This is a genomic window from Pseudomonas sp. WC2, assembly GCF_050586545.1.
GTDB lineage: Bacteria > Pseudomonadota > Gammaproteobacteria > Pseudomonadales > Pseudomonadaceae > Aquipseudomonas.
This window is the reverse complement of the sequence record NZ_JBOBDR010000018.1, coordinates 58,167-69,998: the sequence shown is the minus strand read 5'-3', so window position 1 is coordinate 69,998 and position 11,832 is coordinate 58,167. Positions and strand designations below refer to the sequence as shown.

Genomic DNA, 11,832 nt, shown 5'->3' with positions numbered 1-11,832 from the left:
CCTCTGATCGCGAGGCAATCTTTTTCAATCAGCGCTTCTGGGTCAGGGCGCGACGTTCGAACTCTACGATTCGCTGACGGTAGTGTTCAATCGTTTGTGCAGTCAGAACGCTGCGCTGATCATCTTTCAGCTCGCCGTTCAATTCCTGCGACAGCTTGCGTGCTGCGGCGACCATCACGTCGAAAGCTTGCTTCGGATGACGCGGGCCTGGCAGGCCGAGGAAGAAGCTCACCGCCGGGGTGCTGAAATGGTCGATGTCGTCCAGATCGAAGATGCCCGGTTTGACCGCGTTGGCCATGGAGAACAGCACTTCACCGTTGCCAGCCATGCTTTCGTGACGGTGGAAAATGTCCATCTCGCCGAATCGCAGACCGCTTTCCAGAATGTTCTGCAGCAGCGCCGGGCCTTTGAAGCCAGCGGCGTCACGGCAGATCACGCTGATCACCAGCACTTCTTCAGCTTGTGGCTGGTCTTTGTCGACCACTGCTGGCGAAGGCTTGGTGTCTTCAACGAAATCATCGTCACGGCTGCTGAAGCTCGGGCCGTCGTCCAGATCCAGATCCAGGTTCAAGTCGCCCTGTGCCGAACCTTTGCCGCCGCGCTTGCCACGTTTCGAGGCGGTTTCGCGAGGCTCGCGTGCTTCGCGGGCCGGCATGCTCACCGACGGCAGGTCGTGCTCGTCCAGTTGCGGTTCTTTGTGGGTATCCAGCACGCGGGCCGGGCCCAACAGCTCAGCGCTGGTGTCCTCGTCCGGCAGATTGGACAAACTTCGGTCAAGACGGAATTTCAGTTTTCCCTTGCCGCCGCGCATACGGCGCCAGCCATCGAAAAGAATACCGGCTATCACAATGATGCCGATGACGATCAGCCACTCGCGCAGACCGATTTCCATGTAATCCCGTGCCTCTATAAAAAATGCTGAAAAATAAGGGGTTTACATTGTGCAAACCGCTTTAAAACGTGGCGCCAACTCTATGTTCTGACAGGCGTTTTGCCCACGTATACGAAAAATTGACATTAAACTAGCACGACCAAAGACAACTTTACACCGTCTGTCTCATTGGCTTGCGCGAATATGTCGATTGGCCAGCAAGTCGAGCCCGGTAAAAAAGTCCTACAAACTTCTCATCCCTGTCCGACACCACGCTGGCTCAGGCGTCCACCATCGCCATCGCCTCCTCGACATCCACGGCCACCAGTCGCGAACAACCCGGTTCATGCATCGTTACGCCCATCAACTGCTCGGCCATTTCCATGGCGATCTTGTTGTGGGTGATATAGATGAACTGCACGGTCTGCGACATCTCTTTGACCAAGCGTGCGTAGCGTCCAACGTTAGCGTCATCCAGCGGTGCGTCAACCTCATCGAGCATGCAGAACGGCGCTGGGTTCAATTTGAAGATGGCAAAAACCAGTGCCAGCGCGGTCAGGGCTTTTTCCCCGCCGGAGAGCAAATGGATGGTGCTGTTCTTCTTCCCGGGCGGCTGCGCCATGATCGTTACCCCTGTATCGAGTAGATCTTCGCCCGTCAGTTCCAAATACGCCCGTCCACCACCGAAAACTTTTGGAAAAAGTGCCTGTAAACCGCCATTGATCTGATCAAAGGTATCTTTGAAGCGGTTGCGGGTTTCCTTGTCGATCTTGCGAATAACGTTCTCAAGGGTCTCCAGCGCTTCGACCAGATCGGCATCCTGCGCATCCAGATAACGCTTGCGCTCGGATTGTTGCGTGTATTCGTCGATGGCCGCGAGGTTGATCGCACCCAAGCGCTGAATCCGCGCATTGATGCGTTCGAGTTCTTCTTCGGCTTCGCGTTCACTGGCTTGCGCGGTTAATGTCGCGAGCACGCCGTTGAGATCGTAGCCGTCTTCGAGCAATTGATCCTGCAAAGCCTTGCGCCGCACCGTCAGGGCTTGCCATTCCATGCGCTGCTGTTCGAGCTGGCCGCGAATCAATTGTGATTGCTGCTCGGCCTGAGTCCGGCGTTTTTCCGCGTCGCGCAATTCGCGATCAGCGTCTTCAAGGGCGATCTGCGCGGTTTTCAGTTCTTCGTCGACGGTCATGCGCTTGTCGAGCAGCTCTTCGAGTTTCAGGCGCAGCTCTTCCAGCGGCGCCTCGCCCTCCTCCAGGTTCAGGCTCAACTGTTCGCGCTTTTCGGTCAGACGCTCGGCCTGCATTTCCAGACGCTCCAACGCCTGACGCGTCGAGTCGTGCTGCGCGCGCAACGAGCCGAGACGCACGGCCAACTGATGCGCGTGATCCTTGTGCTGGCGCGCTTCCTGACGCACGCGGTCGAGACGTTCGCGCAGGCTGTCGCGCTGGGCCAGCAGCAACTCGCGCTGCTCGGTGTCCAGCGCCATGGCATCCAGCGCGTCCTGCAATTGCATGCGCGCTTCGCCGATCTGTTCGTGCTCAAGCTCGCGCTGCTCGCCGAGTTCGACCAGTTCTTCATCGAGACGGGTGCGGCGCAAAGTCAGCTGTTCAGCCTTGGCTTTGCCGGCGGACAATTGCGCTTTCAATTCGCCTTGCTGACGCGCCTCGTCTTGCAGCAGACGGCGCAAATGCTCGCGACCGTTTTCCTGCTGACGCTGTTGCGCGCGCAGGGTTTGCAGACGGGTTTCCATGGCCTCGACCGTGGCTTCTTTCTCTTCACGCTCAAGGTGCAGCGCTTCGATTTCCTGGCCACGGGCGAGCATGCCGCTTTCCGCTTCACTGGCCCGACGTACGCGCAGGAAATGCCGACCGACCCAGTAACCGTCGCGGCTGATCAGGCTTTCGCCGGCGCTCAATTGCCCGCGCAAGGCCAAGGCCTGCTCAAGGCTGTCGACCGGTTTGACCTGACCGAGCCACGGCGACAGATCGATCTGCGCATCAACCTTGTCGAGCAGGCTGCCCGCAACGCGCACGCCATCGCTGGCCGGGCTGAGCAGGCGCAGATCGCCCTGAGTGAAGCCGGACAAATCGAAACCGCTGAAGTCGTCGACCAGCACCGCTTGCAGATCGGCGCCGAGCACGGTTTCCACCGCCAATTCCCAACCGGCCTCAACCTTCAAGCCCTCAGCCAGACGCGGCCGCTCGGCGAGGTTGTGTTCTTTCAGCCATTCGGCGGTGCCGGTGCCCGGATCAAGCGCCGCTTGCTGCAACGCCTCGAGGGAAGCGAGGCGACCATTGAGCCGCTGCAAGTCGCCCTGCGCCTGTTGCTGCGCGGTCAGCGCTTGCTGCAATTCCTGGCGCAGTTGTTCGAGTTTTTCGACCTGCGCTTCTTCGCTGGTCTGCAAATCTTCGAGGGTTGCTTCGGACTCAGCGAGCTGCTCGTTGAGCTCCATGATCGCCGCGTCTTCCGGGTCCGCCGAGAGCAATGCGCGCTCTTCGCCGAGACGCTTTTGCCGGTCAGCCAGACGCTCCATGCTGGTTTCCAGCTGCTGGATGCGCGACTGCTGCACTTCGGCCTGACGGCGCGGTTCGGCGGCGGTCAGGTTGAAGGCGTCCCACTGCTCCTGCCAGCCGTGCATGACCGATTCGGAATCTTCCAGCGCAGCAGCGGCTTCTTCGGCGGCAGCGCTGGTGACTTCCTGCTCGGGGGTGAGCATGTCCAGCTCTTCGCCGAGGGTCAGCAGCAGGGTGCGGTCGTGGCCCAGGTGCGATTCGGTTTCCAGACGCGCGCGCTCGGCTTCTTTCAGATCGTCCTGCAACTGACGCAGACGTTGCTGGCCATGCTGGATGCTCTGCTCGACCCGGGCGATATCACCACCGACCGAATAGAAGCGCCCCTGCACCAGATTGAAGCGCTCGGACAGGTCATGATGACCGTCGCGCAGGCGCTCAATGGCCGCATCGGCATTGCGCTGCTCGGCGACCAAGGCCTCGAAACTGATTTCCTGGGTGCCGATGATCGACTCGCGCTGACCGACCTGATCGTTGAGATCCTGCCAGCGCAGGGCCGACAGTTGCGCCTTGAGCTGACGCTCCTCGGCTTTGAATTCCTGATACTTCTTCGCCGCTTCGGCCTGACGGTGCAAGCGTTCGAGTTGACGCTCGAGCTCTTCGCGCAGGTCAGTCAGACGGGCAAGGTTTTCGTGGGTGCGGCGGATACGGTTTTCCGTCTCGCGGCGGCGCTCTTTGTATTTCGAGATGCCAGCGGCTTCTTCGATGAAGTTGCGCAGATCTTCGGGCTTGGATTCGATCAGCTTGGAGATCATCCCCTGCTCGATGATCGAGTAGCTGCGCGGACCCAGACCGGTGCCGAGGAAGATATCGGTGATGTCACGACGACGGCATTTGGTGCCGTTGAGGTAATAGGTGGTCTGGCTGTCGCGGGTGACTTTGCGGCGAATCGAGATTTCCGCGTAGGCCGCGTATTCGCCCAGCAAGGTGCCGTCGGAGTTGTCGAAGACCAGCTCGATACTGGCCTGACTCACCGGTTTGCGGCTGGTCGAGCCGTTGAAGATGACGTCGGTCATCGACTCGCCACGGAGGTTCTTCGCCGAACTTTCGCCCATCACCCAGCGTACGGCGTCGATGATGTTCGACTTGCCGCAACCGTTCGGCCCGACGACCGCCGCCATATTACTGGGGAAGTTCACCGTGGTCGGGTCGACGAAGGATTTGAATCCCGCCAGTTTGATGCACTTGAGCCGCACGCTTAGGCGACCGTCAGGGCAGACACCACCAGATCGCAGCTGCGCTGGGCGTAAGCCGTCAGCACGATGCGGATCTGCGGCAAATCACGGGCAAGCACGGCGGCCAGCAAGCGTTCAAACAGCTCGAGGAACTCGCTCATTGAGGCCTTGCGCTGTTCGAGGGCGAGAAAGTACGCGCGGCTCATGGCCGGCTGCAGGTTCTCGACGGTCTCTTGCAGGTACGGGTTGTTGGCGAACGGATAGGCGGCGCGCATAACGGCGAAGCTGTCGTCGACGAAGCTGCGGATGTCCTGACGCTCGTAGCTGGTGGTCAGACGCTGCTGGATCTGCACGAACGGCGCCATGTCCGACTGCACTTGCCAGCCGTTGGCCACCGAGTTGCCGAGCAGGATGTACAGCTCGCTCATCAGCGTGCACAGGCTCTGCACCTTGTGCGGCGTCAGTTCGGTGACGTGCGCCCCACGACGCGGCAGGATCGCGATCAGGTGGCGGCGTTCGAGGATCAGCAAGGCTTCGCGGACCGAACCGCGGCTGACATTGAGTGCCAGCGTGACCTTCTGTTCCTGGATGCGCTCTCCCGGCTTCATTTCGCCACGAATGATGCGTTCGGCGAGGTGGTGAGCAATTTGCTCGGCGAGGCTGTCCGGCGCCTTGAACGTCATGGTTGTCCTTCAAACTCTATCGATCTGCACAAGCGGCGCAGTGTAGCGCAAATGCACGGTCATGGCGGAGTGCCCACTCAGCGGTTTTTGGCACGATTCCCGCAGTTTTCTTCAGAAACCAAACAAAAAACCCGGGCGACCGATGTGGGTCAATACTGAATAGACACGTTGTCGATCGACGAAATGCATTTTCCTGACCTTTAAGTCAGAAAACCATTGACCGAAAAGTCAGACCTGCTAAATTCGGCTCAAGTCGGTTAACAACAATAATGAGTCTGCGAGGCCTTCCGTGATCCAGTTTTTACTTAACCAGGAACTCCGTAGCGAGCACGCCCTGGACCCGAATCTGACTGTGCTCAATTACCTGCGTGAACACGTTGGTAAATCGGGCACCAAAGAAGGTTGCGCCAGCGGTGACTGCGGCGCCTGCACCGTGGTGGTCGGCGAGTTGCAAACGGATGACGCTGGCCGCGAACACATTCGCTATCGCAGCCTCAATTCGTGCCTGACCTTTGTCTCGTCGCTGCACGGCAAACAATTGATCAGCGTCGAAGACCTCAAGCACCAAGGCGAACTGCACAGCGTGCAGAAAGCCATGGTCGAGTGCCACGGCTCGCAGTGCGGTTTCTGCACCCCCGGCTTCGTCATGTCGCTGTTCGCCCTGCAAAAGAACAGCGATGCACCGGATCACGCCAAGGCTCACGAAGCGCTGGCCGGCAACCTCTGCCGCTGCACTGGCTACCGGCCGATTCTGGCCGCTGCCGAGCAATCCTGCTGCGGCAAGCAACCGGATCAGTTCGATGCCCGCGAAGCCGATACCATCGCGCGCCTCAAAGCCATCGCACCGACCGATATCGGCGAACTCAACAGCGGCGACAAACGCTGCCTGGTGCCGCTGACCGTCGCCGATCTGGCCGATCTCTACGATGCTTATCCACAAGCGCGACTGCTCGCCGGCGGTACCGATCTGGCACTGGAAGTCACCCAGTTCCACCGCACGCTGCCGGTGATGATCTACGTCGGCAACGTCGCGGAAATGAAGCGCATCGAAACCTTCGATGACCGCATCGAAATTGGCGCTGCCACCGCCCTCTCCGACTGCTACGAAGCGTTGAACGCCGAGTACCCGGACTTCGGCGAATTGCTGCACCGTTTCGCCTCGCTGCAAATCCGCAACCAGGGCACCCTCGGCGGCAACATCGGCAACGCCTCGCCGATCGGTGACTCGCCACCGCTGCTGATCGCCCTCGGCGCGCAGGTGGTGCTGTGCAAAGGCGAAACCCGCCGCACGCTCAACCTGGAAGATTACTTCATCGACTACAAAGTCACGGCCCGTCAGGAAAGTGAGTTCATCGAGAAGATCATCGTGCCGCGCGCCAGCGCCGAGCAGCTGTTCCGCGCCTATAAAGTCTCCAAGCGTCTGGACGACGACATCTCCGCTGTCTGCGCCGCGTTCAACCTGCGCATCGAAAACGGCGTGATCACCGATGCGCGTATGGCGTTCGGCGGCATGTCCGCGATCCCGAAACGTGCGGCGCATTGTGAAGCCGTGCTGGTCGGTCAGCCTTTCAACAGCGCCGTGGTCGAACGCGCCTGCACCGCCCTGGCCGAAGATTTCACCCCGCTCTCGGACTTCCGCGCCAGCAAGGAATATCGCCTGCTCAGCGCGCAGAACCTGCTGCGCAAATACTTCATCGAACTGCAAACACCGCACATCGAGACTCGGGTGACCGCTTATGTCTAACCATCACGGCGTAGAAAAAACCCAAGCTGAACTGGCTGAATTGTTCGCCAAGGACCTGACTTCCGGTGTCGGTCGCAGCGTCAAGCACGACAGCGCCGCCAAGCACGTGTCCGGTGAAGCGCAGTACATCGATGACCGTTTGGAATTTCCGAACCAGTTGCACCTGTATGCACGCATGTCGGACCGCGCCCACGCGAAAATCATCAGCATCGACACCTCGCCGTGCTACGCCTTCGAAGGCGTGCGCATTGCGATCACCCACGAAGACGTGCCGGGCCTGAAAGACATCGGCCCGCTGATGCCGGGCGACCCGCTGCTGGCCATTGATGACGTGCAATTCGTCGGTCAACCGGTGCTTGCCGTCGCGGCGAAAGATCTGGAAACCGCCCGCAAAGCCGCCATGGCCGCGATCATCGAATACGAAGATCTCGAACCTGTGCTCGACGTAGTCGAAGCCCTGCGCAAACGCCATTTCGTGCTCGACAGCCACACCCACCAGCGTGGCGATTCGGTTTCTGCGCTCGCCACGGCTGAACACCGCATTCAAGGCACGCTGCACATCGGCGGTCAGGAACACTTCTATCTGGAGACCCAAATCTCCTCGGTGATGCCGACCGAAGACGGCGGCATGATCGTTTACTGCTCGACGCAGAACCCGACCGAAGTGCAGAAACTGGTCGCCGAAGTGCTCGACGTGTCGATGAACAAAATCGTCGTCGACATGCGCCGCATGGGCGGTGGTTTCGGCGGCAAGGAAACTCAAGCGGCCAGCCCGGCCTGCCTGTGCGCGGTGGTTGCGCACCTCACCGGCCAACCGACCAAGATGCGCCTGCCGCGCGTCGAAGACATGCTGATGACCGGCAAGCGTCACCCGTTCTACGTCGAATACGACGTCGGCTTCGACAGCACCGGACGCCTGCACGGGATCAACATGGACCTGGCCGGCAACTGCGGTTGCTCGCCGGACTTGTCCGCGTCGATCGTTGACCGGGCGATGTTCCACTCGGACAACTCGTATTACTTGGGCGATGCGACCATCAACGGTCACCGCTGCAAGACCAACACCGCGTCGAACACCGCTTACCGTGGTTTCGGTGGCCCGCAAGGCATGGTCGCAATCGAAGAAGTGATGGACGCGATTGCCCGTCACCTGCAACTCGACCCGCTCGCCGTGCGCAAGGCCAACTACTACGGCAAGACCGAGCGCAACGTCACCCATTACTACCAGACCGTCGAGCACAACATGCTCGAAGAGATGACCGCCGAACTGGAAGAAAGCAGCCAGTATCACGAGCGTCGCGAGGCGATCCGTCGCTACAACGCCAATAGCCCGATCCTGAAAAAAGGCCTGGCGCTGACCCCGGTGAAATTCGGCATTTCCTTCACCGCGAGCTTCTTGAACCAGGCCGGTGCGCTGATCCACATCTACACCGACGGCAGCATCCACCTGAACCACGGCGGCACGGAAATGGGCCAGGGCCTGAACACCAAAGTCGCGCAGGTCGTGGCCGAAGTGTTCCAGGTTGAAATCGACCGCGTGCAGATCACCGCGACCAACACCGACAAGGTCCCGAACACCTCGCCGACCGCGGCGTCCAGCGGTGCCGACTTGAACGGTAAAGCGGCGCAGAACGCGGCAGAAATCATCAAGAAACGTCTGGTCGAATTCGCTGCGCGTCACTTCAAAGTCACTGAAGAAGACGTCGAATTCCACAACGGCCACGTACGTGTTCGCGACCATATCCTGACCTTTGAAGCGCTGATTCAGCAGGCGTATTTCAATCAGGTATCGCTGTCGAGCACCGGCTTCTACAAGACCCCGAAAATCTACTACGACCGCAGCCAGGCGCGTGGCCGTCCGTTCTACTACTTCGCCTTCGGCGCGGCGTGCTGCGAAGTGATCGTCGACACCCTGACCGGTGAGTACAAAATGCTGCGGACCGACATTCTTCACGATGTCGGCGCCTCGCTGAACCCGTCCATCGACATCGGTCAGGTCGAAGGTGGCTTCATCCAGGGCATGGGCTGGCTGACCATGGAAGAGCTGGTCTGGAACAACAAAGGCAAGCTGATGACCAACGGCCCGGCGAGCTACAAGATCCCGGCGGTGGCGGACATGCCATTGGACCTGCGGGTGAAACTGGTTGAGAACCGCAAGAACCCGGAAGACACGGTGTTCCATTCCAAGGCTGTCGGTGAGCCGCCGTTCATGCTCGGGATTGCGTCGTGGTGTGCGATCAAGGACGCGGTGGCGAGCCTCGGGGATTACAAGCATCAGCCGCAGATCGATGCGCCGGCGACGCCGGAGCGGGTGTTGTGGGGCTGTGAGCAGATGCGTCAGTTGAAAGCGGTGAAAGCCGTTGAAGCTGAAACCGAGGTTGTTTGATGATCGTTCCCACGCTCTGCGTGGGAATGCAGCCCGCGACGCTCTGCGTCGCATCCTGAACAGCGGACGCGGAGCGTCCAGTGATGCATTCCCACGCAGAGCGTGGGAACGATCTGAGAGGTGTGTATGTACAACTGGATCGACGCCCTCGCCGACCTGCAAAATCAGGGCGAGCCCTGTGTGCTGGTGACGATCATCGAAGAACTCGGCTCGACGCCACGCAACGCCGGCTCGAAAATGGTCATCAGCGCCAACCAGAGCTTCGACACCATCGGTGGCGGGCACCTGGAATACAAAGCCATGCAGATCGCCCGCGAGATGCTCGCCAGCGGCAAGCAGGACACCCATCTGGAGCGCTTCAGCCTCGGCGCCAGCCTTGGCCAGTGCTGCGGCGGCGCCACCGTGTTGCTGTTCGAGCCAATGGGCCAGGTGCAGGCGCAAATCGCCGTGTTCGGTGCCGGCCACGTCGGCCGTGCTTTGGTGCCGCTGCTCGCCAGCCTGCCCTGCCGGGTGCGCTGGATCGATTCGCGCGATGCCGAATTCCCCGAACACATCCCTCACGGCGTGCGTAAAATCGTGTCCGAGGAGCCTGTGGATGAAATCGATGACCTGCCCGCCGGCAGTTATTGCATCGTCATGACCCACAACCATCAACTCGACCTTGAACTCACTGCCGCGATTCTCAAGCGCAACGACTTCGCCTACTTCGGCCTGATCGGTTCGAAGACCAAACGCGTGAAGTTCGAACACCGTCTGCGTGATCGCGGTTTCGACAGTGGCGTCGTGCAACGCATGCGCTGCCCGATGGGCATTGGCGAAGTCAAAGGCAAACTGCCTGTGGAAATCGCCATCTCCATCGCCGGCGAAATCATCGCCACCTATAACGCCAACTTCGGCCAGCAGACTGCCAGCGCCGAACCGATTGCCAAACTGCTGCCGGTTTCGCGGCGCAGTCAGGCCGCCAAACTCAAAGCCTCAAACTGATTAGAGAACCCTCATGCCTCTGACTCGCAAAGCCTACCGTGCCGCCATCCTGCACAGCATCGCCGACCCCGCCGAAGTCGGGATCGAAGCCTCCTACGAATATTTCGAGGACGGCCTGCTGGTGGTCGATGGCGGCAAGATCAGCGCCCTCGGCCACGCCAGTGATTTGCTGCCGACCCTGGCGGCGGACATCGAAATCGAGCATTACCAAGACGCGTTGATCACCCCGGGCTTAATCGACACCCACATTCACTTTCCGCAAACCGGCATGGTCGGTGCCTACGGCGAGCAACTGCTCGACTGGCTGAACACCTACACCTTCCCGTGCGAAAGCCAGTTCGGCGACAAGGCTCACGCCGACGAAGTCGCTGACATTTTCGTCAAGGAGCTGCTGCGCAACGGCACCACCACCGCGCTGGTGTTCGGCAGCGTGCACCCGCAGTCAGTGAACTCGTTGTTCGAGGCGGCCGAGAAGCTCGACCTGCGCATGATTGCCGGCAAGGTGATGATGGACCGCAACGCGCCGGATTACCTGACCGACACCGCCGAATCGAGCTACGTCGACAGCAAGGCGCTGATCGAGCGCTGGCATGGCAAGGGTCGTCTGCACTATGCAGTGACTCCGCGTTTCGCGCCGACCAGCACCCCGGAGCAACTGACCCTCGCCGGCCAATTGCTGACCGAATACCCGGATCTGTACATGCAGACCCACATCAGCGAAAACCTCAAGGAAATCGAGTGGGTCAAAGAGCTGTTCCCGGAGCGCAAGGGCTACCTCGACGTTTACGATCACTACAAGTTGCTCGGCGAGCGCTCGGTGTTTGCCCACGGCGTGCACCTGTGCGACGACGAGTGCGCGCGTCTGGCGGAAACCGGCTCGGCGATCTCGTTCTGCCCGACCTCGAACTTCTTCCTCGGTAGCGGCCTGTTCAACCTGCCGATGGCCGAGAAGCACAAACTGAACGTCGGTCTGGGCACTGACGTCGGCGGCGGCACCAGTTTCTCGCTGCTGCAGACGCTGAACGAAGCGTACAAAGTGATGCAGCTGCAAGGCGCGCGACTGAGTCCGTTCAAGTCGCTGTATCTGGCGACGTTGGGTGGCGCGCGGGCGCTGCGTCTGGAAGACAAGATCGGCAACCTGCAACCGGGTTCCGACGCTGACTTCCTGGTGCTGGATTACAACGCCACGCCGCTGCTGAGCTACCGCTTGAAGCAGGCCAACAATATTGCCGAGACGTTGTTTGTGTTGATGACCCTGGGCGATGACCGCACAGTGCAGCAGACGTATGCAGCGGGGGCTTTGGTGCATCAGCGCTGAGCTCGCCTCGCCCCATGATCGTTCCCACGCTCTGCCGTGGGAATGCAGCCCGTGACGCTCCGCGTCACTGGACGCGGAGCGTCCCCAGAGGCATTCCC

Annotated in this window: 7 protein-coding genes; 4 read left to right on the top strand and 3 right to left on the bottom strand. The window is 60.3% G+C overall.

Annotation, left to right across the window (positions count from 1 at the left end):
• Positions 1–28 precede the first annotated feature (28 nt).
• From zipA to ACQ4OE_RS21080, 3 genes are all read right to left on the bottom strand, one after another.
• Positions 29–892 (bottom strand): cell division protein ZipA, encoded by an 864-nt coding sequence (gene zipA / locus ACQ4OE_RS21090; RefSeq protein WP_105707903.1) that lies wholly within the window; start codon positions 890–892, stop codon positions 29–31.
• 259 nt (positions 893–1,151) lie between these two features.
• Positions 1,152–4,640 (bottom strand): chromosome segregation protein SMC, encoded by a 3,489-nt coding sequence (gene smc / locus ACQ4OE_RS21085; protein WP_401046921.1) that lies wholly within the window; start codon positions 4,638–4,640, stop codon positions 1,152–1,154.
• 2 nt (positions 4,641–4,642) lie between these two features.
• Positions 4,643–5,302, bottom strand: a complete 660-nt coding sequence (locus tag ACQ4OE_RS21080; protein WP_158955207.1) for a GntR family transcriptional regulator — start codon at positions 5,300–5,302, stop codon at positions 4,643–4,645.
• A gap of 289 nt (positions 5,303–5,591) precedes the next feature.
• Between ACQ4OE_RS21080 and xdhA the strand changes: the two genes are divergently transcribed.
• The 4 genes from xdhA (at position 5,592) to guaD (ending at position 11,734) form a co-directional block, all read left to right on the top strand.
• Positions 5,592–7,046: a xanthine dehydrogenase small subunit gene (gene xdhA / locus ACQ4OE_RS21075; protein ID WP_430947777.1), complete on the top strand. Its 1,455-nt coding sequence runs from the start codon at positions 5,592–5,594 to the stop codon at positions 7,044–7,046.
• On the top strand, positions 7,039–9,432 hold the full coding sequence (xdhB, locus tag ACQ4OE_RS21070; protein WP_430947776.1) for a xanthine dehydrogenase molybdopterin binding subunit: 2,394 nt from the start codon (positions 7,039–7,041) through the stop codon (positions 9,430–9,432). Before xdhA ends, xdhB begins: the two co-directional genes overlap by 8 nt.
• 126 nt (positions 9,433–9,558) lie before the next feature.
• Positions 9,559–10,416 carry a xanthine dehydrogenase accessory protein XdhC gene (gene xdhC, locus ACQ4OE_RS21065; protein WP_430947775.1) on the top strand — a complete coding sequence of 286 codons (858 nt, stop codon included), beginning with the start codon at positions 9,559–9,561 and terminating at the stop codon, positions 10,414–10,416.
• Between the two features lie 13 nt (positions 10,417–10,429).
• Positions 10,430–11,734 carry a guanine deaminase gene (gene guaD / locus ACQ4OE_RS21060; RefSeq protein WP_430947774.1) on the top strand — a complete coding sequence of 435 codons (1,305 nt, stop codon included), beginning with the start codon at positions 10,430–10,432 and terminating at the stop codon, positions 11,732–11,734.
• Positions 11,735–11,832 lie beyond the last annotated feature (98 nt).

What these genes read in the sequence shown, in the direction of transcription:
- guaD (WP_430947774.1), top strand. Translation starts at nt 10,430, where the DNA reads ATGCCTCTGACTCGCAAAGCCTACCGTGCCGCCATCCTGCACAGCATC.
- ACQ4OE_RS21080 (WP_158955207.1), bottom strand. Translation starts at nt 5,302, where the DNA reads ATGACGTTCAAGGCGCCGGACAGCCTCGCCGAGCAAATTGCTCACCAC.
- xdhB (WP_430947776.1), top strand. Translation starts at nt 7,039, where the DNA reads ATGTCTAACCATCACGGCGTAGAAAAAACCCAAGCTGAACTGGCTGAA.
- zipA (WP_105707903.1), bottom strand. Translation starts at nt 892, where the DNA reads ATGGAAATCGGTCTGCGCGAGTGGCTGATCGTCATCGGCATCATTGTG.
- xdhC (WP_430947775.1), top strand. Translation starts at nt 9,559, where the DNA reads ATGTACAACTGGATCGACGCCCTCGCCGACCTGCAAAATCAGGGCGAG.